At 35.1% G+C, this 26,587-nt stretch carries 22 protein-coding genes; 14 read left to right on the forward strand and 8 right to left on the reverse strand.

What is annotated here, in order from left to right:
- Window positions 1–98: 98 nt before the first annotated feature.
- The 4 genes from M666_RS02290 to M666_RS02305 all read right to left on the reverse strand — a co-directional run bounded on the left by M666_RS02290 (window position 99) and on the right by M666_RS02305 (window position 6,009).
- Window positions 99–1,256, reverse strand: coding sequence for a formimidoylglutamase (locus M666_RS02290; protein WP_029444933.1), 1,158 nt, complete (start codon window positions 1,254–1,256; stop codon window positions 99–101).
- A gap of 120 nt (window positions 1,257–1,376) precedes the next feature.
- Window positions 1,377–3,887: a type I DNA topoisomerase gene (gene topA, locus M666_RS02295; RefSeq protein ID WP_029444934.1), complete on the reverse strand. Its 2,511-nt coding sequence runs from the start codon at window positions 3,885–3,887 to the stop codon at window positions 1,377–1,379.
- 151 nt (window positions 3,888–4,038) lie between these two features.
- On the reverse strand, window positions 4,039–5,274 hold the full coding sequence (locus M666_RS02300) for an LVIVD repeat-containing protein (protein ID WP_029444935.1): 1,236 nt from the start codon (window positions 5,272–5,274) through the stop codon (window positions 4,039–4,041).
- 66 nt (window positions 5,275–5,340) lie between these two features.
- Window positions 5,341–6,009 carry a class I SAM-dependent methyltransferase gene (locus M666_RS02305; RefSeq protein WP_029444936.1) on the reverse strand — a complete coding sequence of 223 codons (669 nt, stop codon included), beginning with the start codon at window positions 6,007–6,009 and terminating at the stop codon, window positions 5,341–5,343.
- Window positions 6,010–6,162: 153 nt separating this feature from the next.
- Between M666_RS02305 and miaB the strand changes: the two genes are divergently transcribed.
- The 7 genes from miaB to groL all read left to right on the forward strand — a co-directional run bounded on the left by miaB (window position 6,163) and on the right by groL (window position 12,876).
- The gene (miaB, locus tag M666_RS02310) at window positions 6,163–7,605 is read left to right on the forward strand and encodes a tRNA (N6-isopentenyl adenosine(37)-C2)-methylthiotransferase MiaB (protein WP_024478968.1); all 1,443 of its coding nucleotides are present in this window, start codon (window positions 6,163–6,165) and stop codon (window positions 7,603–7,605) included.
- 9 nt (window positions 7,606–7,614) lie between these two features.
- Complete coding sequence (locus M666_RS02315) at window positions 7,615–8,886, forward strand: sigma-54 interaction domain-containing protein (RefSeq protein ID WP_025613746.1); 1,272 nt, start codon at window positions 7,615–7,617, stop codon at window positions 8,884–8,886.
- A gap of 37 nt (window positions 8,887–8,923) precedes the next feature.
- Window positions 8,924–9,442 carry an LptE family protein gene (locus tag M666_RS02320; RefSeq protein ID WP_024478970.1) on the forward strand — a complete coding sequence of 173 codons (519 nt, stop codon included), beginning with the start codon at window positions 8,924–8,926 and terminating at the stop codon, window positions 9,440–9,442.
- Between the two features lie 4 nt (window positions 9,443–9,446).
- Window positions 9,447–10,382 carry a DUF8458 domain-containing protein gene (locus M666_RS02325; RefSeq protein ID WP_024478971.1) on the forward strand — a complete coding sequence of 312 codons (936 nt, stop codon included), beginning with the start codon at window positions 9,447–9,449 and terminating at the stop codon, window positions 10,380–10,382.
- Complete coding sequence (gene secG / locus M666_RS02330) at window positions 10,379–10,714, forward strand: preprotein translocase subunit SecG (RefSeq protein ID WP_024478972.1); 336 nt, start codon at window positions 10,379–10,381, stop codon at window positions 10,712–10,714. The genes M666_RS02325 and secG overlap by 4 nt, the downstream gene beginning before the upstream one ends.
- A 146-nt stretch (window positions 10,715–10,860) precedes the next feature.
- Window positions 10,861–11,139, forward strand: a complete 279-nt coding sequence (locus M666_RS02335; RefSeq protein WP_024478973.1) for a co-chaperone GroES — start codon at window positions 10,861–10,863, stop codon at window positions 11,137–11,139.
- A gap of 108 nt (window positions 11,140–11,247) precedes the next feature.
- Window positions 11,248–12,876 carry a chaperonin GroEL gene (gene groL, locus M666_RS02340; RefSeq protein WP_024478974.1) on the forward strand — a complete coding sequence of 543 codons (1,629 nt, stop codon included), beginning with the start codon at window positions 11,248–11,250 and terminating at the stop codon, window positions 12,874–12,876.
- A 94-nt stretch (window positions 12,877–12,970) separates the two neighbouring features.
- On the opposite strand, the gene M666_RS02345 is transcribed toward groL, so the two are convergent.
- The 3 genes from M666_RS02345 to M666_RS02355 all read right to left on the reverse strand — a co-directional run bounded on the left by M666_RS02345 (window position 12,971) and on the right by M666_RS02355 (window position 16,205).
- Entirely contained in the window at window positions 12,971–13,327 is a 357-nt protein-coding gene (locus M666_RS02345; RefSeq protein WP_024478975.1) for a heavy-metal-associated domain-containing protein, read from the reverse strand.
- Window positions 13,328–13,356: 29 nt separating this feature from the next.
- On the reverse strand, window positions 13,357–15,645 hold the full coding sequence (locus M666_RS02350) for a TonB-dependent receptor plug domain-containing protein (protein WP_024478976.1): 2,289 nt from the start codon (window positions 15,643–15,645) through the stop codon (window positions 13,357–13,359).
- 140 nt (window positions 15,646–15,785) lie between these two features.
- A complete protein-coding gene (locus M666_RS02355) occupies window positions 15,786–16,205 on the reverse strand; it encodes an HYC_CC_PP family protein (protein ID WP_029444937.1) in 420 nt (139 codons plus the stop codon).
- A gap of 132 nt (window positions 16,206–16,337) precedes the next feature.
- Between M666_RS02355 and M666_RS02360 the strand changes: the two genes are divergently transcribed.
- The 6 genes from M666_RS02360 (at window position 16,338) to rodA (ending at window position 24,138) form a co-directional block, all read left to right on the forward strand.
- Complete coding sequence (locus M666_RS02360; RefSeq protein ID WP_029444938.1) at window positions 16,338–16,790, forward strand: XrtF-associated fRMsr-like GAF protein; 453 nt, start codon at window positions 16,338–16,340, stop codon at window positions 16,788–16,790.
- Between the two features lie 93 nt (window positions 16,791–16,883).
- Window positions 16,884–18,416, forward strand: a complete 1,533-nt coding sequence (gene purH / locus M666_RS02365; protein ID WP_024478979.1) for a bifunctional phosphoribosylaminoimidazolecarboxamide formyltransferase/IMP cyclohydrolase — start codon at window positions 16,884–16,886, stop codon at window positions 18,414–18,416.
- 55 nt (window positions 18,417–18,471) lie between these two features.
- Entirely contained in the window at window positions 18,472–19,500 is a 1,029-nt protein-coding gene (locus tag M666_RS02370) for a rod shape-determining protein (RefSeq protein WP_024478980.1), read from the forward strand.
- Window positions 19,501–19,588: 88 nt separating this feature from the next.
- The gene (gene mreC / locus M666_RS02375) at window positions 19,589–20,422 is read left to right on the forward strand and encodes a rod shape-determining protein MreC (RefSeq protein WP_029444939.1); all 834 of its coding nucleotides are present in this window, start codon (window positions 19,589–19,591) and stop codon (window positions 20,420–20,422) included.
- A 574-nt stretch (window positions 20,423–20,996) separates the two neighbouring features.
- Window positions 20,997–22,865, forward strand: a complete 1,869-nt coding sequence (locus tag M666_RS02385) for a peptidoglycan D,D-transpeptidase FtsI family protein (RefSeq protein ID WP_029444940.1) — start codon at window positions 20,997–20,999, stop codon at window positions 22,863–22,865.
- Window positions 22,855–24,138, forward strand: a complete 1,284-nt coding sequence (gene rodA, locus M666_RS02390; protein WP_029444941.1) for a rod shape-determining protein RodA — start codon at window positions 22,855–22,857, stop codon at window positions 24,136–24,138. The genes M666_RS02385 and rodA overlap by 11 nt, the downstream gene beginning before the upstream one ends.
- Here rodA and M666_RS02395 read toward each other — a convergent pair.
- Window positions 24,135–24,935, reverse strand: a complete 801-nt coding sequence (locus M666_RS02395; protein WP_029444942.1) for a DNA/RNA non-specific endonuclease — start codon at window positions 24,933–24,935, stop codon at window positions 24,135–24,137. The two genes, rodA and M666_RS02395, sit on opposite strands and share 4 nt — an antisense overlap.
- Window positions 24,936–25,019: 84 nt before the next feature.
- Between M666_RS02395 and M666_RS02400 the strand changes: the two genes are divergently transcribed.
- Window positions 25,020–26,585, forward strand: coding sequence for a protein adenylyltransferase SelO (locus M666_RS02400; RefSeq protein WP_029444943.1), 1,566 nt, complete (start codon window positions 25,020–25,022; stop codon window positions 26,583–26,585).
- Window positions 26,586–26,587: the final 2 nt, after the last annotated feature.

Genomic DNA, 26,587 nt, shown 5'->3' on the forward strand with positions numbered 1-26,587 from the left:
CGATTAAGACTGTAATTTAAAAACACTTTTATTATTCTCTAAAACTACGTTTTGATTAAAATATTGTGTCAATTGTATTATCCTTTACTTTTTTTATTTTAATTAAAGCCCTTTTTATAAGCTTTAAACCATCGTTCTGGAATAATTTGATTGCAAGCATCAAAATAGTCCTGTTCCATGCAAGATAATAACGCAGGTATATTTGATTTATTATGTGAAGATAAAATAGTTGGCACCTCTACCCACCATCTGTTGGTAAGATTACTTTTATGAAATATTAAATCCTCATCATCTGTAGGTACTATAAACTTGGTAAAGTCCTCACTTTTCACAAAAGGAGATTCTTTTACCCTATAATTATGCCCCTCTATAAAATACCAAATAATTTGCGCTGTTAACTGAAAAGACTGGGGTGTATTTTCTCCTTCATAAATCCCGAAAACATTTACTTTATCACTAATTCCCGCGTAACGAGCAATCGCACAAATTTCTTTTCCATTAAATCCATTAGGTGAAAAATTCTCTGACATAGAAATTTCACTCGCTTTAATAGACCGTAAATCTATGCTTACAATATTAGCATTACGTAATATAGGCTCTGCCAAGGTAATGTTAGCTGAAATTTCTCCCAAACGATACGCATCAAAGAAAAGATGCTCCATTAAATCTATTTCTTCTTGAGCACAGAAATAACTCTGATAGCCAACATTAGAAAAATTAAAAAGATTATTAGGCTTGTCTGTAATAATCTTACTTAAATACGAATGCGAAGAAATAAGTTCATCTGCATCACCAAAATCAAATCGACTATCTACAGACACCAAATTTACCATACTACGCAAGCCATCAAAAGCTCTATACGAGGGGTAAGTTATGTCCTGTGTTGCGCCTATAATAATAGCCACCACATCCTCTTCAATAAGCTCTGCTACTATTTCTTTTACAACAAAATAAGTATCTGTAACCGCTTCTCCTTCATTAATATCTCCTAAATCTACGATGGTATTACTCCAGTTCCCCATCATTAACTTATAAAGCTGACGGCGTACCTCAAACAGGTCTAAAGTTTCTGTTTTCTTCTCAAATGCATTTCTGGATTCATTTACACCAATAACAGCAAAGGAAGCATTAGCCAATACAGGCAAGCCTTTACGTTGTGTATGCTTATGAATTTTATTCCCTAATGCTTGCGCCGGAAGTAATTCGCAATGTGCTATTAATTTATCATCAACAGGAACTAAAAAATCAAATGCCATTAAAAATTGAATGTTTTGAGGATTACTATAAACTTATTGACTCAAATATAATACACCTTCTTGAATTGTCGCAAAAAAATACGCATCAAGAAGGTGTATCTAAAAATTAGTAGTGTAGTTTTATTTTGCCTTTTTCTTAGGCGCAGCTTTTTTCTTTGGTGCTGCTTTGGCTTTCTTCTTAGGCGTTTTCTTCTCAATCATTGCCTGAGCTTCTTTCAATGTAATTTTTGTAGCATCAACTTCTTTTGACAATTCTACTTTAATCTTTCCTTTTATTACATTGTGTCTACCCCAACGTGCTTTTTCTACACGAATACCTTCTTCTTTCCAATCGTGAATAACCTTATCAATCTCTTTTTGTTTTTTGGTTTCGATAAGTTCAATAATATCATCATTTGACAGATTATCAAAATCGTATTTCTTATTCACGTTGATAAACATGCCGTCCCATTTAATAAATGGACCAAAACGGCCAGTTCCTTTTGTAACTTCTTTATCTTCATAATGAGCAATTGGCGCATCTGCCAATTCCTTAGCTTTAATGAGCTCAACCGCTCTATCAAAGACCACATCAAAAGCACTTTCTCCTTTTTCTAATGAAATAAATTTATCTCCGAATTTAACGTAAGGACCAAATCTTCCAACATTTGCTAAAACTTCTTCTCCTTTATACTCTCCCAATGCTCTTGGTAAAGTAAAAAGCTCCATGGCCTCCTCGAACGTTATGGTATTCAAAGATTGCTCTGGCAATAAACTTGCAAAAACAGGTTTCTCTTCCTCTTCCGAAGAACCTATTTGCACCATAGGCCCAAAACGACCTAAACGTACCAGTACTTGTCTGCCAGATTTTGGATCTTTTCCTAAAATACGTTCTCCACTAGCCCGATCTGCATTTTCTTCTACATCTATTACTTTAGGATGAAAATCTTTATAAAAGTTCTTCATCACTTTTTTCCAATCTTCTTTTCCTTCTGCTATTTCATCAAAATCTTCTTCTACTTTAGCCGTAAAATTATATTCCATAATACCAGAGAAATGACTAACCAAAAAGTCGGTCACAATCATCCCAATATCAGTGGGCACTAGTTTTCCTTTATCAGATCCTACGTTTTCGGTTAGATTGTTGGTCGCTACAGCATTGTTTTCAAGAACTAACTGCACATACTTACGCTCTACCCCTTCAATAGTTCCTTTTTCCACATAACCTCTATTCTGAACTGTAGAAATTGTAGGTGCATATGTAGATGGTCTACCAATACCTAATTCTTCTAATTTCTTTACTAGTGACGCTTCCGTAAAACGGTATGGAGGTCTACTAAAACGCTCTGTAGCCGTAATGTAATTATTTATCAATGCTTCACCTTTTTTCATGGCAGGAAGCATTCCTTCTTGATCTTCAGCAACATCTTCATCATCTACATCTTCCATATATACTTTAAGGAAACCATCAAATTTGATCACCTCTCCGTTTGCTGTAAACTCTTGATTATGTCCAGAACAACTAATCTTAACATTGGTACGCTCCAACTGCGCATCACTCATTTGTGAAGCAAGGGTACGTTTCCAGATAAGTTCATATAATTTCTCTTGATCGCGCTCTAATGAAACATTCTGAAGTTTCATATCTGTAGGCCTAATAGCCTCATGCGCCTCTTGTGCTCCTTTACTTTTTCCTTTATAATTACGAGTATTACTATACTCTTTTCCGTAATTTTCTACAATAGCTTCTTTAGCTGCATCTAAAGCCTCTTTAGATAAGTTTACACTATCTGTTCTCATGTAGGTTATTAAACCCGCTTCGTACAGACGTTGCGCTACTTGCATTGTTCGTCCTACTGAAAAATATAATTTACGTGAAGCTTCTTGCTGTAAGGTTGATGTAGTAAAAGGTGCTGCAGGAGATTTTTTTGCAGGTTTTTTATCCAAGCTTGCTACAGCAAAGGTAGCATTCATGTTTTCTGATAGAAAAGCTTCTGCTTCTTTTTTTGTTGCAAATGTTTTATTCAGTTTGGCCGAAAAAATACTGCCTTCATTGGTTTTAAACTGCGCTGTAATTTTAAATGCTGCCTCTGGAGTAAATCCTTCAATATCTCTTTCGCGCTCTACGATTAAACGTACGGCAACAGATTGTACTCTACCTGCAGAAAGACCTGGTTTTATTTTCTTCCAAAGAACCGGAGATAACTCATACCCTACTAATCTATCTAAAACCCTTCTTGCCTGTTGTGCATTTACAAGATCATAATTAATCTCTCTTGGGTTTTCTATTGCTTTTTGTATTGCAGATTTTGTAATACTGTTAAAAACAATTCGTTTGGTTTTACTTTTATCTAATTTTAATTCTTGTTCTAAGTGCCAAGAGATTGCTTCTCCCTCTCGATCCTCATCACTCGCTAACCATATAGTTTCTGCTTTCTTTGATAAATCTCTTAGCTTTTTTACTAACGCAGATTTATCTTTACTCACAATATACTTTGCTTCAAAATCATTTTCGACATCTACCCCTAATTCTTTAGAAGGTAAATCTGCTATATGACCAAAACTGGATTCTACCTGGAAGTCTTTTCCTAAAAATTTCTCTATTGTTTTTGCTTTTGCAGGAGACTCTACGATTACTAAATTCTTTGCCATTGACTAGTTTTTGGTATTACAAAAGTATACCAATTTTTTTATTTTATCTGCTATCCTTAGTATATAGGTGATAATTAGCATTTTTCAGGAACTAAAAAACCACTTAAAAATCGTCTATCTAGAACCACAGTAAAGCACCTACTCCTAAAATTTATCGCAAAGAAAACGTACTTAGTAAAGTTACCGAAGTTTCTTGATATTGGTATTGATACAATACATCATCACCAACCATTAAAAGGCTATTTTCCAACGGAATAACATCAAAAGTAACAATGTCTTTAAAATGATTTAGCATTCCTAAATTTTCAACATCTGTTTTATCATATACCTTTAATCCGGCTTTTCCATCACACACAAATAGTAAATTATCTTTTAGACCCAAACCATACGGTTCTTCCATCTCATAAGATTTTAAAAGTGTTGGATTTTCAATATCTTGAATATCGATAACAAACAATCCGCTTTCTGTTGCTCCACAAGAATTACCTCCACGCAGGGTCACATAGGCGTACTTATCATCTACCACCACAGGATCACAGGCGGTACCATGTTGAAATTCTGAAACAAATTGCGGTACACTTGGCGAAGAAATATCGTAGATGTACATTCCACTCCTACTGCCTAGAAATAAGTAGTCTCCGCGATTAAAAATTGTTTCAATATCAAAACCTGCGAAAACACTTTCTAGCATTTTAGGACTTTCTAAATTAACAATATCAAAAACATTGATAGTATGACTATCTACGGCATATAAATAGTCTTCTACAATTTTAAAACGTGCTAAAGAGCCTCCTTGACCTACCGAAGCACTATTGGTTACCGCATCTAACATAATATCACCCACAAAACGTGCTTCATATTCTGATATTAGTCTAGGTTCCGATACTGTTTCCCATCCTATTACCATCTCATTTTCAGAATCTACGTCATCATATTCATAAAAATCGGCCATAGGCCAAATAATAGAACTCCCTAAAACTCCTTCCAATCTATTTACTTCTTTAATAGCAGTGATATTAGAAATATCAAGAACCACCAAGTCTGTTAAACTATCTGCAAACAAATAGTTACCCTTAACAGAAATATCAACATTACCAGGAATTTTTATGTAAGCAATTTTCTCTGGTGCCTCAGGATTTTTATTATCAATTACATGAACGCCTTGGTATTTATCATTGATAAAAATATAATTTTCATAGGTATAGATTTTCCCAGATTCTTCTATAAACTTCGGCGGCAAAATTGCTACTCCCGTTTTAAATTCTTCTTTAGAAATAGTCAAAGGCTTTGCCACAAGATAATCCGCATATTTATCATCTTCTTTATCATCACAGGCTATAAATCCAATGGCTACTATAAAAAGTACTATTTTCAAAGTTGTTTTCATGAGGTTCTCATTTTATGAGTTGGTTACCAGATAGATACTCAATTACTATAATGGTTGCGAAAAAAATTAAAAATTTTGGTATACCACTGTCTGGATGCTACTAGCATCTTTCAAAACAACCTGCACCAACTCATAGGAAGTCAAAGCCTTAAAGTTAAACGGGTGCTCCGAAATTACTACACCGCTATTTTTCTTAACACGGTTCCCCATACTGGTTACCATATCTCTATTTGGCACAAAATTGCCCTGCGGAACATGTTCTGTAAGCACCACGTATTTATAGCTTTTAAGCTTGGATAAAAAAGATTGGATTTCTGCATTTGAAAGATGCTGCAATACTTGCCTTACAAAAATACAATCGGCCACAGGCAGATCTTCTTTACAGATATCTACACATAAAAAGCTTAGTTTGTCATCCTTAAATTTTTTCTTATTCCGTTCTATCAAAGCAGGAACAATATCTATTGCAATATATTTTTGGGTATAGGCTAATAGCTGCTTTCCAATATTAAAATCGCCACAACCTACATCACAAACTATAAGCGGACTTTCAAAAGAATTTAAAAACGCAGACACCTCCTTTATATAAGGTGTAATTATCGCTTTATCATGAGAACCTTCACCAGAATAAAAATCAAACTCTTGACCTCCCCATAAATGTTCTTCATAAATCTGAGCCATAACAGCCTTAGTGGGCCATCTTTTTTTATTCGATTGATTTCCTTCTTCTTTCATTTTAAATAGCGCAATTCTATTGAGAGGTTAAATTTCATAAAATAAATCCAGATCACAAATTTCACTAATTTTTAACTGCCAATTTGACAGAACACTCTTAAAAATCTTATCTTTGCAATCCTAAGAAAAATATTCTGTTGATTATCATAGTACATGGAGAAAATTATTAATGAAGAAAACCAAGGACAATCTATTGCTCTTGATAAAATTACTGGAAATACCCGCAAACTTTATATTGAAAGTTACGGGTGCGCCATGAATTTTTCTGACAGCGAGGTTGTTGCTTCAATTCTTTCTAAAGAAGGATTTGATACTACTCAAATTTTAGAAGAAGCAGATCTTGTTTTAGTGAATACCTGTTCTATTCGAGAAAAAGCAGAGCTTACCGTTCGTAAGCGTTTGGAAAAATTCAATGCTGTAAAAAAAACACGACCCCATATGAAAGTGGGTGTTTTAGGGTGTATGGCAGAGCGTTTAAAGAGTAAATTTCTTGAAGAAGAAAAAATCGTAGATATGGTTGTAGGTCCAGATGCCTACAAAGACCTACCTAATTTAATCCAAGAGATTGATGAAGGTAGAGATGCCGTAAACGTAATTTTATCAAAAGAAGAAACTTACGGAGACATTAGCCCTGTTCGTTTACAAAGTAATGGGGTAAGCGCATTTGTATCTATCACGAGAGGATGTGATAATATGTGTACTTTTTGCGTAGTACCTTTTACTCGCGGACGTGAACGAAGCAGAGAACCACAATCTATCTTAAAAGAGATTCAAGACCTTCATGATAAAAACTTTAAAGAGATTACACTTTTAGGACAAAACGTAGATAGCTACTTATGGTATGGTGGCGGCTTAAAAAAAGAGTTTGAAAAAGCAACAGACATGCAAAAAGCAACGGCTGTAAATTTTTCTGCCCTTTTAGATATGGTAGCGAAAAAATTTCCAAAAATGCGAATTCGCTTTTCTACTTCAAATCCTCAAGATATGACGCTTGATGTTATTGAAACTGTAGCAAAACATAAGAATATTTGTAACCATATTCATTTACCGGTACAAAGTGGTAGTAATCGTATTCTTAAAGAAATGAATCGTTTACATACCATCGAGGAATATATAGCGCTCATTGATAATATTAGAAGAATTTTACCCGATTGTGCTATCTCACAAGATATGATTTCTGGCTTCCCTACGGAGACAGAAGAAGACCACCAAGCCACCCTTGATGTTTTAAAACGGGTACAATATGATTTTGGATACATGTATTCTTACTCAGAACGCCCTGGAACCATGGCTGCACGTAAATTAGAAGATGATGTTCCTGAGGAAGTAAAAAAGAGACGTCTTGCAGAAATTATTGCCGTTCAAAGAGAAAACGGACATATAAAAACCAGACAACATCTAGGTAAAATTGAAGAAGTTTTAATTGAAGGTTCCTCAAAAAAATCGGACCAAGATTGGATGGGAAGAAATTCTCAAAATGCCGTAGTAATTTTTGCTAAAGGAAATTATAATATAGGCGATTTAGTACGCGTAAAAATAACCGATTGTACCTCTGCTACATTACTTGGCGAGGCTATTGAACTAGCAGATAATTAAGATTTTAAAATGGAATCAGTACAAGCAACAAAACAACGATTTGAAATCATTGGTAACGATTTAAAACTTAATCGTGCTATAGAAAAAGCAATACAAGTTGCCCCTACAGATATTTCTGTATTAGTTACCGGTGAAAGTGGTGTTGGTAAAGAAGCTATTCCTAAAATTATACATTCACTCTCCCACAGAAAACACGCAAAATATATTGCTGTTAACTGCGGAGCAATCCCAGAAGGAACTATTGACAGTGAACTTTTTGGACATGAAAAAGGTGCATTTACAGGAGCAACAGCTACGCGAAGCGGGTATTTTGAAGTTGCCGATGGCGGAACAATTTTCCTGGATGAAGTTGGAGAACTTCCTTTAACTACCCAAGTGCGCTTACTTCGTGTGCTAGAAAATGGTGAATTTTTAAAAGTAGGGTCTTCGCAAGTTCAAAAAACAAATGTGCGAATTGTGGCCGCTACAAACGTTCATATGTTTGATGCCATAAAAAAAGAAAAATTCCGTGAAGATTTATATTACCGCCTAAGTACGGTAGAAATTGCACTGCCGCCACTTAGAGAACGCAAAGAAGACATACACTTACTTTTTAGAAAGTTTGCATCAGATTTTGGGCAGAAATATAAAATGCCTACCATCCGCTTAGAAGATAATGCGGTAGAGCTTTTGCTAAAATACCGCTGGCCAGGTAACATCCGTCAATTGCGAAATATTGCAGAACAAACCTCTGTATTAGAAGAGAACAGAAGTATTTCTGCTGCCACCTTAAATGGCTACTTGCCCAATTTTGGAGGCTCTAATCTTCCTGCTATCGTAGACAAACAGAAAAAAGATGGCGATTTTAGTAATGAACGAGAAATACTCTACAAAGTATTATTTGACATGAAGGCCGATCTGAATGATCTTAAAAAATTAACCTTAGAGCTACTTAAAAATAATGATAGCGAAGAGGTACAGAAAGATAATGAAAACCTCATCCGTAAAATATATGGAAATCATGACGATGATGATTTTTCTAATGAAACAGAAGAAGAGAATGAAATGCTTCACCTTCCCGAACCGCAAACAGAGAGCAACTATACTAAACCTATCGTAGAGGACAAATACCACTTTGCGGAAGAAATTGAAGTAGAAGAAACCCTATCTTTACAGGAAAAAGAGATTGAATTAATTACCAAATCTCTGGAACGAAATAAAGGCAAAAGAAAAGCTGCCGCAGCAGAACTGGGCATTTCTGAGCGTACTTTATACCGTAAGATCAAACAATATGATCTGTAATAGGACCTATAAAAAATTAAACCTTAATTAAAATAAATTGAAAAAAATAAGCTACTTAATTGCAATACTATTTACAGCTCTTAGCTTAAATGGATGTGGTATTTACAACTTTACAGGGGGTGATGTTGGCGAGGCAAAAACCTTTGAAGTACGATTATTTCAAAACTATGCTGCTCAGAGTCCAGGGTCTACCTTTGAACCAGGTTTAGATCGTGATTTCACTAGAGATTTACAAGATTTAATCTTGAACCAAACCAGTCTAGATTTAGTTTCTTCCGGCGGTGACCTGGTGTATGAAGGAGAGATTACAGAATACAGAATTACTCCAATGACTGCAACTGCAAATCAGACCTCTGCACAAAACAGACTAACGATGACCGTAACTGTTAGGTTTTTCAATAATAAAAAAGAAGACGTAGATTTTGATCAACGCTTCTCTTTCTTCTATGATTACGGGGCAACCACGAGTTATAGCTCTATAAAATCAACCGCTTTAGAGGAGATTTTTGAGCGTATCACTCAAGATATTTTCAACGCATCATTAGCAGATTGGTAAGCCTATGAATGTATCAGACTTTACATATCTTTTGCAACATCCAGAAAAATTGGTCTCACCCGTGCAGACGAATCAGTTGGATGATATTCTAGAGGAGTTTCCTTATTTTCAAGCTGCGCGCGCATTGCAATTAAAAGGCCTCAAAAACCTCAATAGTTTTAAATACAATAGTGCACTAAAAACTACTGCAGCGTATACTACAGATCGTGAGGTTTTATTTGATTTTATCACTTCTAAAGAGTTCTTACAGAACGGCATTGCAGATAGTATTTCCGGGAGACAAACTCCGATCGAAGAAAAAGAAATTGAATTTGAAACGATTACTCCTGAGGCCGTAAAGAAACCTTTATTAGACGAAACCGTAGAAGACAAAGCACTTCCTCAAAACACGAAAGATGCAGAACAAATATTAGACCCTGCATTATTTGCTTCTAAAGATCCTAAAATAGACATAGCGATTGCGGATGCTAAAAAAAAAGAGGAGGAACTAACGATTGGTGAGCCACTCCCTTTTACAAAGAAAGAAAAGTATTCTTTTACAGAATGGATGCAATTAGCTTCTAAAAAACCTATTGATAGAAGCCAAAAAATCCTTACCAAGAAAGAAGAAGTACCAAAATCATTAAAAGAACAGCCAAAAACTGGGATTAAAAAAGCTTCTAGAAAGAAGAAATTTGATTTAATAGATCAATTTATTGAAAAGAATCCTAAGATTGTACCTAAAGAAAAAAATGCAATTCCCGTGCCTATCAATGACCCTGTAAAGATTGATACCACAGAGTTAATGACAGCAACTTTAGCCAAAGTATATCTAGAACAAAAAAAGTTTAAAAAAGCGATTCAAGCTTACAAAATTTTAAGTTTGAAATATCCAGAAAAAAGTAGTTTCTTTGCAAACCAAATAAAATTAGTACAAAAAATACAAAAAGAAAATAAATGAGCACGTTTACAATATTCTTAATCCTTATAATCATTGTGAGTCTTTTATTGATGCTGGTTATAATGGTACAAAACCCAAAAGGCGGAGGATTATCTTCTACTTTAGGAGGTGGTGGTAGCCAAGTAGTTGGTGGAGTTAAAAAGACTGGAGACTTTTTAGATAAAAGTACTTGGACTCTTGCAACTTTACTTATCGTATTAATTCTTTTATCAAACATTTCTTTGAAAGAGAATTATGCAGCAACAGACTCTAAACTTTTACAAGGTGGTGAGATAGAAAATACGGTTCCTGATACATTACCAGATCCTATTTCTACTCCTGATTCAGAATAAACAATACGACAATACATATTAAAAAATGCCAGCTTGGATGACAAGCTGGCATTTTTATTTTACAATATGTCAGGTATTTAGCAATGGCATAATTTCTGCCATTAATAGATGGATAAAATAAAATTAATTTAATAAAATTTAATCATATGGCTAAAGTTAATATTAAACCATTGGCAGATAGAGTGCTTATTGAACCAATGGCAGCTGAAACAAAAACTGCTTCTGGACTTTATATTCCGGATACTGCAAAAGAAAAACCTCAAAAAGGAAAAGTTGTTGCAGTTGGTCCTGGAACTAAAGACGAGCTTGTTACTGTTAAAGTTGGTGACACTGTTCTTTATGGTAAATATGCAGGTACTGAGCTTAAATTAGAAGGTACTGACTTTTTAATGATGCGTGAAAGCGACATTTTAGCAATTATATAAATTACTTTTTTTATTTCCCTTAATCCGGAAATCTACTAAATTAAATTATACGATTAATTAAACAAATTCTCGGCGTATGCTGAGAACGACTTAAAACAAAATTCAAAAATGGCAAAAGATATAAAGTTTGATATAGATGCACGTGACGGACTAAAAAGAGGCGTTGATGCACTTGCAAATGCAGTAAAAGTAACTTTAGGACCTAAAGGTAGAAACGTAATTATCAGTAAATCTTTTGGTGCTCCTGCAGTTACTAAAGATGGTGTTACCGTAGCTAAAGAAATAGAATTAGCAGATCCACTTGAAAACATGGGTGCTCAAATGGTTAAAGAAGTTGCTTCTAAAACCAACGATTTAGCTGGTGATGGTACTACTACCGCTACAGTTTTAGCGCAAGCTATCGTAAAAGAAGGATTAAAAAACGTTGCTGCCGGCGCTAATCCAATGGATTTAAAAAGAGGGATTGACAAGGCTGTTGAAGCTATCGTAGAAGACCTAGCTAAGCAAGCAAAAAAAGTAGGTGATTCTTCTGATAAAATAAAACAAGTAGCTTCAATTTCTGCTAACAATGACGAAACTATTGGTGAGTTAATCGCTAAAGCTTTTGGAAAAGTTGGTAAAGAAGGGGTTATTACTGTTGAAGAAGCTAAAGGAACTGATACTTATGTTGATGTTGTTGAAGGAATGCAGTTCGACAGAGGATACCTTTCTCCTTACTTCGTTACCGATTCAGAAAAAATGGTTTCTGAATTAGAGAATCCTTACATTTTACTTTTTGACAAGAAAATTTCTTCTATGAAAGATATTCTTCCTGTTTTAGAGCCGGTTGCTCAATCAGGAAAACCTCTTTTAATTATTGCAGAAGATGTTGATGGAGAAGCATTAGCCACTTTAGTAGTTAACAAATTAAGAGGTTCTTTAAAAATTGCTGCTGTAAAAGCTCCAGGTTTTGGAGACAGAAGAAAAGCAATGCTTGAAGATATCGCTATCTTAACTGGTGGTACAGTAATCTCTGAAGAAAGAGGTTTCTCTCTTGAAAACGCTTCATTAGATTTATTAGGTACTTGTGAAAAAATATCTATTGATAAAGACAACACAACGATCGTTAACGGTGCTGGTGTTGCTAAAGATATTAAAGGAAGAGTAAATCAAATTAAAGCTCAAATTGAGTCTACAACTTCTGATTACGACAAAGAAAAATTACAAGAACGTTTAGCTAAACTTTCTGGTGGTGTTGCTGTTCTTTATGTTGGTGCTGCTTCTGAAGTAGAAATGAAAGAGAAAAAAGACAGAGTTGATGATGCATTGCATGCGACTAGAGCTGCTGTTGAAGAAGGTATCGTTGCCGGTGGTGGTGTTGCTCTTGTTCGCGCAAAAGCTGTTCTTTCTAAATTAAAAGCTGAAAATGCTGACGAAGAAACAGGAATGCAAATTGTAGCTAGAGCCATTGAAGCTCCATTACGTACAATCGTTGAAAATGCGGGTGGCGAAGGCTCTGTTGTTGTTTCTAAAGTATTAGAAGGCAAAGGTGACTTTGGTTACGATGCAAAAGCTGAAGTTTACACAGATATGATGAAAGCTGGTATTATTGATCCTAAGAAAGTAACTAGAGTTGCATTAGAAAATGCTGCATCTGTTGCTGGTATGATCTTAACTACCGAGTGTGCTTTAATCGATATTAAAGAAGAAGCTCCTGCAGGCCCACCAATGGGTGGCGGTATGCCAGGAATGATGTAGTAATAAACCACTACAAGTAAATAAAAAACGCTCCAATGAAAATTGGAGCGTTTTTAGTTTAAAGCATTTAACCCGTATTAGATACTGTATTTTTTTAATGATGACCAGAGTCATCAGAATTATCATCGCGATACAAACAACAAGGATGTACGCTATTGTATGCTTCTTCAGTAGCCTTTAACTCCTTAGTATCATGACCAACAGCCACTATTGCCGTTTTTATCTTCATAGCATCTGTTTTATTCTCATCCATAATCACAGATAATTGATGCGATGGAATGTCCCAAGTAGCAAACTTCACGCCTTTTACGCCAAGTGCAGCTTTTTCAATGCGCTCTTTACACATACCACATTTTCCATTGACATCAAAAGTCATTTTTTTGTTCTTGTCCTGAGCGTAACTAATAGTAGCCATCAAAACCACAATTGCTGTTAAAATTATTTTTTTCATAGTAATAGGTATTAGTATATAATAGTATTTTAAAGTTTAAATCGAAATCCAGCATAAAACATGCGTCCCATAATCGGCGCATATACAATACTAGTATCAAAATTTGAGCCAAACGGATTATCCGCTCCCAAAACAGGATTATCCTGCGTGTGATTTGTTAAATTTTCCCCGCCTACATAGAGTTCAAAAGTATTTGAAAATACCCTGGTAATCTGTCCATTCATTAGGCTATAAGGATCTGCATAGGCTCCTAATTGATACGCCTCCTCATTAGATGAAGTATCTGGTAATCGTTGTTTTCCCAAAGCATGAACCGTATAATCAAAGCGCCACTGTGCACCATTTTCCTTTACTTCTGTTGTATACCCTAAGTTAGCAAAATATCTATGTTGCGCTTGTAATGGTTTTTGCAAATTACCAGCTGTATAATCTGTATTCACATCATAATATTTATAGGCTGTTCTGAGCTCCAGCTTAGGAAGTATCTCATGATTCACTTCTACTTGAAAACTACTTGCACTACTTTTACCGTCTAAATTATAAAAAGAAATCTCACGAGGATTTTCCCAATCTACCACAATCTGATTCTTAAAATCGGTTTTATAAAAATCTACACTCACATTTCCTGGGCGGTCTAAAAAAGTAAACCCTTGCAAGAAGCTTACGCCATAATTCCAGGCATCTTCAGGGTCTAGACCATATATATCTCCACCGGCATTTGTAATATTTATGGTTCTTGAAGAAGCAAAAAGTTGTTGATTTTCGGCAAAAATATTTGCAGCACGTTTACCTCTACCAAAAGAGCCTCGTAAACTCCCTTTCTCCCAAGGGGTATATCTCACATGCAATCGCGGAGTTACAAAAGTCCCTAATCGGTTGTGGTTATCTACCCGCAGACCCGCAGTAAGATTTACATTATCTAAATTATCATAATTAAATTCAAAAAATGCCCCTATAGAGGTATCTACTCTAGAATAATCATCTGTAAGCACCATTTCATCATAGCCGTCATAGGCAAAGGTAACTCCAGTTTTAAATTTGTTTTTGGTATCACCTATAATAGAATTAAACAGCAGATTCGTGTATATACTTTCATGCGTAATATCATACGTATTAAGTCCAAAATACGAATCTTGTTTATGCAAACTATACGAAGTTTGAAAACCTACACTTTGAAAAGGTAATTCAGGGAAAACATAGCCTAACTTTAAAGACGTATCAAAGCGGCGGGTATTAATCTCACTTCCCCATATTTCAGTTCCGTTTAACACAGGGGCTCCCAACAGGTTAGCGGCAGTAAATTTCTGGTCTACCCTATCCGTATCTGGATTAAAATTAAGTTGCCCTACTTGTTTTTCATCATTCAAAAAACGCACATTTAAAAAACTCACCCATCCATTCTCCGGATCTTGGTATTGCCAACGGTTCATCACATTTATTTGATTTGCCAAAGGAGCGTCTAAGAACCCATCACCATTATTATCTTCTTTCTGCGTACGTTTATTACCATGAATATACAATCCTGTACTCCATTTTTCGGTTAACTTCTTATTCAAATGCGTGTTTAATTCATAGCGCCCATTTTGGTTGGCATAGCCATTTACAAAAACAGCATTATCCGTAAGTGGCTTTACAAGCTCTGTATTAATTTGCCCAGAAATACTTTCATAACCGTTTACAACACTCCCCGCACCTTTCGTAATTTGAATACTTTCTACCCAAGTACCAGGTGTAAATGTTAAACCGTATGCCTGAGACGCCCCACGCACCATAGGAATATTCTCTTGGGTAATTAATAAATAAGGACTGGTAAGCCCCAGCATTTGAATTTGCTTTGTACCCGTTAATGCATCTGAGAAGTTGACGTCTATAGCAGGATTGGTTTCAAAACTTTCTGATAAATTGCAACATGCTGCTTTTAGCAGTTCTGCACTATTTATAGTTACGACATTCTGCGAACTAAAGTAGGCTTTCTGCACCGCATCTCGCTTTTGGTTTACCACCACCTCATTAAGAGCGTTTGATGGATTTAATGTATGTTTAATTTTTCTTGGTTGATCTACAGTTAAGGTATCGGATTCAAAACCCACATAACTAATGATCAACTTATGGTACTGTGCATCATAGGGAATTGAGAAATTTCCATCAAAATCGGTCACCACACCTATTTGAGAATTCATCCAGTACACATTTGCCCCTGGTAAGCCTAAAGTAGCATTAATAGCACCGCCATCAACCACCATTCCTTCTACTTTATCCTGAGAAAGCGCCGCAAAAGGCAACAGTACTGCAATTAGTAGTTTTATATATGTATTCATTTGAAAATTAAATTTAAAAAATTATTTAAGTAAAAAAATATTCAGTGTCAAACCCAAAACTGGAAAGAACTAAATAGCATACAGAAAATCTAGTTCTAAAAACAAGATACAACGGCATGCAGTCCACTATAAATAAAAAATCAAATTAAATAAACCTCGTCTAGTACGTGTATATCTTTGACGATAATTGGCGGTGGATAGTGATGAAAAGAAGGTTTCTCTTCAAATCTATTGCCAAATAAATTAAAATAAGAATAAGCGTAAGCAATTACGAAATACTGCTGCGCTAAATCAAAATCATTAGTTTGAACTACTAAATTATCTTGGCCTTCGGTTATGATTGTTTCATCATTGCAACAAGAATTTGAATCTTCAACATGCTCACCACTCTCATCAGAATGGGAAACCATCTCCATACCACAATCTTGTGCGGAAGTAAATAGAGCAATATCCATAAGATGACCTAAACAATAATGTTTCTCTACCTTCCACGAAATCGTAGAAGCCAACAGCAAGAACGCCATGGTTACAGCAACTATATTGAAAAGTCCTTTTTTCATTCCCACAAAATTACAAAATATTCATTCGCTACGCCTAAATACCTATAAAGATTAACGAATATTTATTGTATTTGTTTTGTCATTTTTGAATAAAATATTCGACTTTTGAAGCAAAAAATCAACAGATAAAAGATGTTTGACACGCTAAAAGAACAAATCCTATCTATTACTAGCAATTCTGACGCTAATACGGATACACAATTACAGCAAATTTGCGATTTACTTAAAGAGAATATACCTCATTATGACTGGGTAGGATTCTATTTTAAAAATGGAGACAAAAATGAATTAAAGTTAGGCCCATATGCAGGTGCACCAACAGATCATATCATTATCCCTTTTGGAAAAGGTATTTGCGGCCAAGTTGCAGTGAGTAACGAAAACTTTGTGGTGCCAGATGTAAAAGCACAAGACAATTATATTGCATGCAGTATAACTGTAAAAGCAGAAATTGTAGTCCCATTGTTTGTAAACGGTGAAAATATTGGTCAAATAGACATCGATTCTAACACTCCAGATCCTTTCACAGCAGAAGATGAGCGCTTTTTAGAGTTCATAAATGCTGAAGTTGCAAAAATTCTTTAAAACTTTATATTTTTTGTTGATAAGATCGGTGCTTTTTTAACTTCAAAAAAATTACTTTTGTGTGCTTAAGATATTAATCATAAGCACACAAAAATGAGCACCACCAAAAAAGCTACATCAGCATTAATTTCAGTATTTCACAAAGATGGCTTAGAGCCAATTGTTAAAAAATTTCAAGAACTGGGCATCACCATATATTCTACTGGTGGTACAGAAAAATTTGTTCGTGATTTAGGTATAGATGTAGTTCCTGTGGAAGATGTTACAAGCTACCCTTCTATTTTAGGTGGTCGTGTAAAAACATTACACCCAAAAGTATTTGGTGGTATTTTAAACCGTCAGGATAATGAAAATGATCAAAAACAATTAACAGAGTTTGATATTCCTCAAATAGACATTGTTATTGTTGATTTGTATCCTTTTGAAAAAACAGTAGCTAGCGGTGCATCTGAGCAAGATATTATTGAAAAGATTGATATTGGTGGTATTTCATTAATTCGTGCAGCAGCCAAAAATTTCAAAGATGTACTTTGTGTTTCTTCTATGGAAGATTACGCTGAAGTTTTAGAACTGGTTTCGGCTAATGATGGAACAACAACATTGGAAGATCGTAAGCGTTTTGCAGCAAAATCATTCAATGTTTCTTCTCATTATGATACGGCTATATTTAATTACTTCAATAAAGACCATCAAGAAACTGTTTTAAAAATTAGCGAAACCAAAGGTCAGGTTTTACGCTACGGAGAGAACCCACACCAAAAAGGCTTTTTCTTTGGAGATTTTGAAGCTATGTTTAACAAGCTTCACGGAAAAGAATTATCCTACAACAACCTTTTAGATGTTGATGCTGCGGTAAATTTAATGGGAGAGTTTAAGGATGATGAACCTACATTTGCTATTTTAAAACATAATAATGCCTGTGGTCTAGCATCCAGAAGCACCTTGCACCAAGCCTATGTTGATGCATTAGCAGGAGATCCTGTTTCTGCCTTTGGAGGTGTTTTAATTAGCAATACAGAAATTGATAAAGCTACCGCTGAAGAAATTCATAAATTATTCTGCGAAGTAGTTATTGCTCCAAGCTATGCTGCAGATGCTTTAGAAATTTTAAAAGGAAAGAAAAACAGAATTATTTTAGTACAAAATAATGTAGCGCTTCCACAAACTTTAGTTCGCACTTGTTTAAATGGCGTATTAGTTCAAGATAAAGATTTTATCTCTGACGCTAAGGCCGATTTAAAAACAGCAACAAAAGTAGCACCTACAGCAGAAGAGGTTGAAGATTTAATATTTGCTTCTAAATTATGTAAGCATACAAAATCTAACACCATCGTTCTTGCTAAAAACAAACAATTATTTGCTAGCGGTACGGGTCAAACGTCTAGAGTTGACGCCCTTAACCAAGCAATACATAAAGCAAACACTTTCAATTTTGATTTAAAAGGCGCTGTTATGGCGAGTGATGCATTTTTCCCTTTCCCAGATTGTGTAGAAATAGCAGGCAATAGCGGAATTTCAAGTGTCATTCAACCTGGAGGATCAATTAAAGACGAATTAAGTGTAGATTATTGTAATTCTAACGGAATTTCTATGGTAATGACCGGTACACGTCATTTTAAACATTAATTTTGTTACTTTCGTCGATAAAACTTACATTTAGTCCACAACCAAATAAATAGAAATGGGATTTTTTGATTTCTTGACAGAGGAAATAGCTATTGACTTAGGTACAGCTAATACTCTTATAATACATAACGACAAAGTTGTTGTTGATAGCCCTTCTATCGTAGCCAGAGATAGAATTAGTGGAAAAATAATTGCCGTTGGTAAAGAAGCCAATATGATGCAAGGAAAAACCCATGAAAACATCAAAACAATACGTCCACTAAAAGATGGTGTAATTGCCGATTTTGATGCTTCTGAAAAAATGTTAATGATGTTCATAAAGAATATCCCTGCATTAAAGAAGAAATGGTTTCCACCAGCATTACGATTGGTTATTTGTATTCCTTCTGGAATTACCGAAGTAGAAATGCGTGCTGTAAAAGAATCTGCAGAGCGTGTTAACGGTAAAGAAGTTTACTTAATACACGAACCTATGGCCGCGGCTATCGGTATCGGACTAGATATTATGCAACCAAAAGGTAACATGATTGTAGATATAGGTGGTGGTACTACTGAAATTGCAGTTATAGCCTTAGGAGGTATTGTATGTGATAAATCGGTAAAAATTGCGGGTGATGTATTTACAAATGACATTATCTATTACATGCGTACACAGCACAACCTTTATGTTGGAGAAAGTACTGCAGAGAATATAAAAATAACCATAGGTTCTGCTACAGAAGATTTACAAACACCTCCAGACGAAATGTCTGTTCAAGGTAGAGATTTATTAACCGGTAAGCCTAAGCAAGTACAAATCTCTTATAGAGAAATTGCTAAAGCTTTAGATAAGTCTATTCTACGTGTTGAAGATGCCGTAATGGAAACCTTATCACAAACACCTCCAGAACTTGCTGCAGATATCTATAATACAGGTATTTATTTAGCAGGTGGTGGTTCTATGTTAAGAGGATTAGACCGTAGGTTATCTCAAAAAACAGATTTACCCGTATATATAGCAGAAGACCCATTAAGAGCGGTTGTACGCGGAACAGGAATCGCATTAAAGAATCTTGAACGCTACAAAAGTATCTTGATTAAATAGCGAAAAGCGTAATCGTAGAGCACTTTTATAATATCACATTACAAAAGTGCTTTAATGATTTTGCCGCACTTAAAAATAATTAAAGTGAATGCAACAGATTATCAATTTTATATTTCGGAATAAAAATCTGCTCCTTTATTTATTCCTATTATTTATTTCACTTGCCTTTACCATTCAATCGCATTCCTACCACCAATCAAAATTTTTTAATTCTGCTAATTGGTTAACTGGTGGTGTTTACAAAACTACTAACGGTATTTTTTCTTATTTCAATCTAGAGAAAGAAAACCAGAAATTAGTAGATGAAAATATGCGTTTAAGACGCATTATTATCAATAATGAATACAACGAAGAAGTTGCCATAGATAGCACAGCACTTGACAGCACCTTATTGGATTACACGATTGTATCCGCAAAAATTATCAAAAACAGTTACTCCAATTTAGACAACTATATTACCCTTAACAAGGGTTCTAAAGACGGTATCAAACAAGACATGGGTGTTATTACCCCTAATGGTATTCTTGGAATTATAGAAAATACTAGTGGAAAATTTTCAAGGGTACAAAGTATTTTAAATCGTAAATCTAATTTGAATGCCAAACTAAAAAATACAGATAACTTTGGGTCTCTAATTTGGGACACCAAAGATTTCAATACGGTACAACTTATAGATATCCCTAGACGTATACCTATCAAAGTTGGCGACACTATTTTAACAGGTGCTGCCTCTAGTATTTTTCCGGAAAATATTCCAATAGGAACTATAAAAAGTTTTGGATTAGATGTTTCTAAAAGTTCGTACACTATAAATATTTCACTTTTCAATGATATGTCAAACCTTAAAAACGTGTATATCATTAACAACACCAACCGTGTTGTACTTGAAGAATTAGAATCTCCAGTAACCAATGGCAAGTAAATATTACTTTATAAATATCGTCCGCTTTATTATGCTGGTTTTGGCTCAGGTCTTAATTTGTAATAATATTAATTTTTGGGGTTTTATAAACCCGATAATTTATATCTTGTTTTTATACTGGTACCCCATCAAACAAAACAGAGCTGTATTTATAATCATTTCATTTTTCCTAGGATTTACTGTAGATATTTTTTCTGACACCTTAGCTTTTAATACCGCAGCAACACTTACTATTGCCTACCTACGCCCTACTATAATGCGTTTTTGTTTTGGAGTCAATTTTGAATTCCAAAGTTTTAGGCTAAATGCCGCTCCAAGAATACAGCAGTTAACGTACCTAGCTTTGTTAATTGTGATACACCATACTGTTTTCTTTACCCTAGAAGTTTTTAATTTTGATAATTTTCTTCTAATTTTAAAGAAAATACTTGTTGTGAGTATTGCGTCTCTATTTTTGTGCATTTTATTAAGCTCTCTTTTCAGTGTTAAAAAAGAAAACTAGTCAAAAATTCTATCTAATTTTGGGACCTTTATAAAACTCTTTTGCCCCTAATTTCTAGATTTTCATCCAAAAATGAAAAAAATATTATTATCATCAATCATTGTTCTCATTGGTTTAACCTTTATCGGAAGACTGTCTTACCTACAGGTATTCAGACACTCTTCTATGCAGGTTACAGAAGATACAGCGATTAAAGCAATCTACGACTACCCCGAACGCGGCTATATTTATGACCGTAATGGCGAATTGCTTGTTGCCAACCAACCAGCATATGATGTCATGGTAATCCCTAGAGAAGTTAAAAAACTAGACACTTTGGAGTTCTGTACTTTGTTAGGTATAGAAAAAGCTACGTTTTTAAAGCAATTTGGGAAAGCAAAAAATTACTCACCACGCCTACCTTCTGTTTTAGTTCCACAATTATCTAAGAAAGACTACGCACGTCTGCAAGAAAAAATGCGTAAATACAGTGGGTTTTATATTCAGAAAAGATCCTTGAGATATTATGACACGCATAGTGGCGCCAATGTATTTGGCTTTATTTCTGAAGTAAATGACTATGAATTAAATGAAAATCCATATTACAAACTAGGAGAACTTAAAGGAAGAACTGGAATAGAAAAGCAATATGAAGAAATTCTTCGTGGGAGAAAAGGCGTAAAATACATACAAAAAGATAGGTTTAATAGGGATATTGGCCCTTACAAAAATGGTATTCTAGACACTTTACCAGAACAAGGTAAAGAGATTAAAATTACTATTGATAAGAAATTACAGGAATACGGAGAATTACTTATGAACGGAAAACGTGGCGGTATTGTTGCTATTGAGCCTGCTACTGGTGAAATTTTAACCATGATTTCTGGACCTACGTATGATCCAGGACTACTCGTAGGGCGTGAACGTTCTAAAAATTACACCAAACTTTACAACGACTCTATTGCACAACCAACCTATGACCGCTCTGTACTAGCTCAAACCTCTCCAGGATCGCCTTTTAAAGCCATTAACGCTCTAATTGCTTTACAAGAGAATGTTATTACACCAGACACTAAAATTCAGTGTTATAACGGCTTTTACGTAGGGAACAAAAAAAGAGGATGTCACTGCGGTGGCGGCTTACGAGATTTGGATGTTGGAATTTACAAATCTTGTAATGCCTATTTTGCAGGAACATTTAGAAAAATATTTGAAAAATTCCCTACTACAGATGAAGGAATGGATGTTTGGGATAAACATGTAAAAAGTTTTGGGCTAGGGAATTTCTTAGGCTCTGATATCCCTACAGGCCGAAGCGGATCAATACCTACTAAAAAAACTTATGACCGGATGTATGGAGATAATAGATGGTCTTCATCCTATTTCATATCAAATGCTATTGGTCAAGGTGAAATTTTAGTAACACCTATACAATTAGCCAACATGACCGCTGCCATCGCTAACCGTGGATATTATGTAGTTCCTCACGTACTAAAAGAAGTAGAAGGGCAGAAAATTACGAATCAAAAATATATTGAAAAGCATTATACCACTATTGACAAGAAACATTTTGAGCCTGTGGTTCAAGGTATGGCCAATGTCTACAAACATGGAACTGGTAGAGGTGTTCAAATTCCTGATTTAGAAATTGCAGGTAAAACCGGTACGGTAGAAAACTATACCCGTATAGACGGAGTACGAACACAACTTACAGATCATTCTGTCTTTGTTGCCTTTGCTCCGGTTGACAATCCTAAAATTGCAATAGCCGTTTACATAGAAAACGGCTATTATGGAGGGCGATATGCAGGCCATATAGCCTCTCTTCTTATAGAAAAATACCTTAAAGGAGCTATCACTAGAAAAGATTTAGAAAAAAGAATGCTAGACAGAACTTTAGAAAAAGAATACGCTAAAGCAATTAGTGGTGAACCATTTATAATTAATGAGCGTGTCTGGTAAAGGAGTTTTAAAACGTGTAGATTGGCTATCCATATTAATTTTTGTACTTCTTGTTGCGATTGGATGGATCAACATCTATTCTAGCACCTATGCAGAAGGGCAAGACAATATATTTGATTTCTCTACCATCTATGGAAAACAGTTAATTTTTATAGCGCTAGACATTGCTTTAATCGTGATTATTCTAGCACTAGAGAGTAATTTCTTTGAACGCTTCTCTAGCTTACTCTATGTTATTTCGTTGGCACTATTATTAGGCCTCTTTGTTTTTGGTACCACCATAGCCGGAGCAACCTCCTGGTACAATTTAGGCTTTTTTAACCTACAACCGTCAGAATTAGCAAAAGTAGCTACGGCATTGGCTGTTGCTAAATATTTAAGCGATATACAAACCGATATTAGAAGAAGAAAAGATCAACTTTATTCTTTTCTAATACTTTTAATACCCGCCATACTTGTTATTCCACAACCAGATCCCGGTAGTGCCCTAGTATTTTTCTCTTTAGTATTTGTACTTTTCAGAGAAGGTGTACCGTTATTTTATTTAGGTATTGGCTTATATACTATTTTAATTTTTGTGTGTACACTTATGTTTGGTACCATCTGGATTGCCATAATCATAGGTCTACTATTAGCTATATTCTTATTACTTAAAAAACAATCGTACAAAATTCCGGTACTACCTGTAGTGGGTGTTTTTATTATTACACTCTTATTTTCACTCTCTGTAAATTTTGTTTTTGAAAATGTTTTTGAACAACGCCATAGAGACCGTTTTAGCTTATGGTTAAGTTTAGAGAAAGACCCTTCTAAATTAGAAGAGATCAGAAAAACCATTGGATATAACACCTATCAATCTGAAAAAGCAATTGAATCTGGTGGCTTTTTCGGAAAAGGTTTTCTCGAAGGTACGCGTACCAAAGGAGATTTTGTACCAGAACAGCACACAGATTATATTTTCAGTACCGTAGGAGAAGAATGGGGATTTTTAGGAACTACCATTGTTATTATCCTATTTACAATTCTTTTATTACGTTTGGTATTCCTATCAGAACGACAGAAAAACGCATTTAACCGCATGTATGGATATGGCGTAATATCTATATTACTTGTCCACTATTTCATTAATATAGGAATGGTAATTGGCGTATTACCCACTATTGGAATTCCACTGCCCTTTTTTAGCTATGGAGGCTCTGGTCTTTTAGGATTTACCGCATTGCTATTTATTTTTTTAAAGATGGATGCTAACCGCTTAAAAGAAGGTTTCTAAAATTTCCAATCAGAAATTCGCACCTTACTCTCAAAGCTTTGCTGTGTAGCTTCAGGTATTTTTTCAAAAAAATCTATCCCTGTTAGGCGTTCAATTTCATCAATGCTAACGGCAAAACTTTTAAGAGCGTCCTTGCTTTCCTTATTTTTAAATAAGAAAGCTATGGCTTTTACATAACCCGCTTCTTTTCTTGCTATTATTTTATAAAAATACTCAGGAACAGTCACCTCCTCATCACCTATAGTTTCCAAACCATTTTTTAAAACCCCTGCAGTAACCACATATACCCCATCATATTTTTTAGCCCAATAGCGCACTTTCTTTTCTAAATCATTCCAAATGCCGGCATTAAATTCATTATTCTGCGGACTAATATTACTGGTATAGAAAGTCTCATTATAGGCGTACTCAGAAAACCTACGATCTCCGGCAGGACAAAGGTGTCCTCTATCATAACCAGAACCTTTATAATTTTTGTAATCTGCAGACTTGGTACGAACCTGAGGATCTTCTATAAAATAAGGCCGCTTTCTATCATCATAGGTAAGCTGACTTCGATCTAATTGATAAGCCACCCATTCTGCCTGCTCATGTCTTTCGCTATATGAAAGGGTATAATAATTATGCTGTACAATTTCTCCTGTGGTAGAACTTGGAAGAAAATCTGCTGAAATTGCCACAACAGGTGCTGTTCCTTCTGGAGCTGTGTATGTATCTGGTGTATAGAAATTCTCAAACAGCCAAAAGCCTACCAGACATACCACCATTAAAAGTGAGTAAATTGTTTTATTTTTCATAATTGATCTGTCAGACTGGCAAGTTACTTTAATTTTGTATATTCTTTTACGACGAAGACATCAACTTATTAAGTAGCCTTAATTATGAAATTTGAACCTCAAGACAGCTTTACCCATTCCCTACCTCAAGACCCAATTTTGGAAAATACCAGACGCCAAGTAAGTGGCGCTTGTTATTCTTTGGTAACCCCTAAGAAAACAGCACAGCCAGAATTGATTCACAGCTCTGAAGAAATGGCTTCTGAGTTAGGCATATCTGATGAGGAATTGAAGAGCACTTCTTTTTTAGAAATATTCACAGGAAATAAGATAGGCGAAAATTCTCGCCCCTACGCCATGTGTTATGGCGGTCATCAGTTTGGAAACTGGGCTGGTCAATTAGGAGATGGTCGCGCTATCAATCTAGGAGAAAAAATGCATAATGATAAACGGTGGACACTTCAATTAAAAGGCGCTGGAGAAACTCCATATTCCCGTACTGCCGATGGTTTGGCCGTATTAAGATCTTCTGTTCGGGAATACTTGTGCAGCGAAGCAATGTATCATTTAGGCATACCCACTACACGCGCACTTTCTATAGCCCTTACCGGTGATCAAGTATTGAGAGATGTCTTATACAATGGCAATCCCGATTATGAAAAAGGCGCTGTTGTATCTAGAGTAGCACCTAGCTTTTTACGTTTTGGAAGCTATGAAATATTTAGCTCCAGACAAGACTACAAAACACTCACTACTCTTGTTGATTACACCATAGCCCAATTTTTTCCAGAGATTAAAGACAGCTCAAAAGAAGGGTACATACAATTATTTAAAACAGTCGCTGAACGTACTTTAGAAATGATTATTCATTGGCAGCGTGTTGGTTTTGTACATGGTGTAATGAATACAGACAACATGTCTATTTTAGGGCTCACCATAGATTACGGCCCCTATGGCTGGTTAGAAGGTTATGATGAAGGTTGGACACCAAATACCACAGACCGACAACACAAACGGTACAGGTATGGCAACCAACCTAATATTGGCTTATGGAACTTATACCAACTAGCAAATGCATTATACCCACTTGTTGAAGATGCAGCACCTTTTGAAGACATTTTGGAAGCCTATAAAAATGATTATGCTGTAAAGTATGTGGCCATGATGAAAGATAAAATTGGTCTTTCTAGCACTGATGATGGTGATGCTGATTTATTAAGCGCCTTGGAAACCACTTTGCAGATTATTGAAACAGATATGACTTTATTTTTTAGAAACTTAAGCTTAGTTACTAAAAATGACACAGACGATAGTGCTTTAGCTAAAATTAAAATTTCCTTTTACACGCTAGAAGAATTAAAAGATGATGCCTTAGAAAAATGGAGAATTTGGTTTGATCTATACATAAAACGATTACGAAAAGAAACTACAACTGATGAAGTACGAGCGTTAAAAATGAATGCAACAAACCCTAAGTATGTGCTGCGAAATTATATGGCGCAATTAGCTATTGATAAAGCAGATGAAAAAGATTATAGCTTAGTAGATGAATTATATACTTTATTAAAACACCCTTATGATGAGCAACCAGAATTTGAAAAATGGTTTGCTAAACGTCCAGAATGGGCAAGAAATAAAGTAGGTTGCTCCATGCTATCCTGTAGTTCTTAAAA

The organism is Cellulophaga baltica 18 (genome assembly GCF_000468615.2).
GTDB lineage: Bacteria > Bacteroidota > Bacteroidia > Flavobacteriales > Flavobacteriaceae > Cellulophaga > Cellulophaga baltica.

What these genes read in the sequence shown, in the direction of transcription:
- M666_RS02335 (WP_024478973.1), top strand. Translation starts at nt 10,861, where the DNA reads ATGGCTAAAGTTAATATTAAACCATTGGCAGATAGAGTGCTTATTGAA.
- M666_RS02400 (WP_029444943.1), top strand. Translation starts at nt 25,020, where the DNA reads ATGAAATTTGAACCTCAAGACAGCTTTACCCATTCCCTACCTCAAGAC.
- M666_RS02305 (WP_029444936.1), bottom strand. Translation starts at nt 6,009, where the DNA reads ATGAAAGAAGAAGGAAATCAATCGAATAAAAAAAGATGGCCCACTAAG.
- topA (WP_029444934.1), bottom strand. Translation starts at nt 3,887, where the DNA reads ATGGCAAAGAATTTAGTAATCGTAGAGTCTCCTGCAAAAGCAAAAACA.
- M666_RS02325 (WP_024478971.1), top strand. Translation starts at nt 9,447, where the DNA reads ATGAATGTATCAGACTTTACATATCTTTTGCAACATCCAGAAAAATTG.
- M666_RS02355 (WP_029444937.1), bottom strand. Translation starts at nt 16,205, where the DNA reads ATGAAAAAAGGACTTTTCAATATAGTTGCTGTAACCATGGCGTTCTTG.
- M666_RS02315 (WP_025613746.1), top strand. Translation starts at nt 7,615, where the DNA reads ATGGAATCAGTACAAGCAACAAAACAACGATTTGAAATCATTGGTAAC.
- M666_RS02350 (WP_024478976.1), bottom strand. Translation starts at nt 15,645, where the DNA reads ATGAATACATATATAAAACTACTAATTGCAGTACTGTTGCCTTTTGCG.
- M666_RS02370 (WP_024478980.1), top strand. Translation starts at nt 18,472, where the DNA reads ATGGGATTTTTTGATTTCTTGACAGAGGAAATAGCTATTGACTTAGGT.
- groL (WP_024478974.1), top strand. Translation starts at nt 11,248, where the DNA reads ATGGCAAAAGATATAAAGTTTGATATAGATGCACGTGACGGACTAAAA.
- miaB (WP_024478968.1), top strand. Translation starts at nt 6,163, where the DNA reads ATGGAGAAAATTATTAATGAAGAAAACCAAGGACAATCTATTGCTCTT.
- M666_RS02395 (WP_029444942.1), bottom strand. Translation starts at nt 24,935, where the DNA reads ATGAAAAATAAAACAATTTACTCACTTTTAATGGTGGTATGTCTGGTA.
- M666_RS02360 (WP_029444938.1), top strand. Translation starts at nt 16,338, where the DNA reads ATGTTTGACACGCTAAAAGAACAAATCCTATCTATTACTAGCAATTCT.
- purH (WP_024478979.1), top strand. Translation starts at nt 16,884, where the DNA reads ATGAGCACCACCAAAAAAGCTACATCAGCATTAATTTCAGTATTTCAC.
- mreC (WP_029444939.1), top strand. Translation starts at nt 19,589, where the DNA reads ATGCAACAGATTATCAATTTTATATTTCGGAATAAAAATCTGCTCCTT.
- secG (WP_024478972.1), top strand. Translation starts at nt 10,379, where the DNA reads ATGAGCACGTTTACAATATTCTTAATCCTTATAATCATTGTGAGTCTT.
- M666_RS02300 (WP_029444935.1), bottom strand. Translation starts at nt 5,274, where the DNA reads ATGAAAACAACTTTGAAAATAGTACTTTTTATAGTAGCCATTGGATTT.
- M666_RS02345 (WP_024478975.1), bottom strand. Translation starts at nt 13,327, where the DNA reads ATGAAAAAAATAATTTTAACAGCAATTGTGGTTTTGATGGCTACTATT.
- M666_RS02385 (WP_029444940.1), top strand. Translation starts at nt 20,997, where the DNA reads ATGAAAAAAATATTATTATCATCAATCATTGTTCTCATTGGTTTAACC.
- M666_RS02290 (WP_029444933.1), bottom strand. Translation starts at nt 1,256, where the DNA reads ATGGCATTTGATTTTTTAGTTCCTGTTGATGATAAATTAATAGCACAT.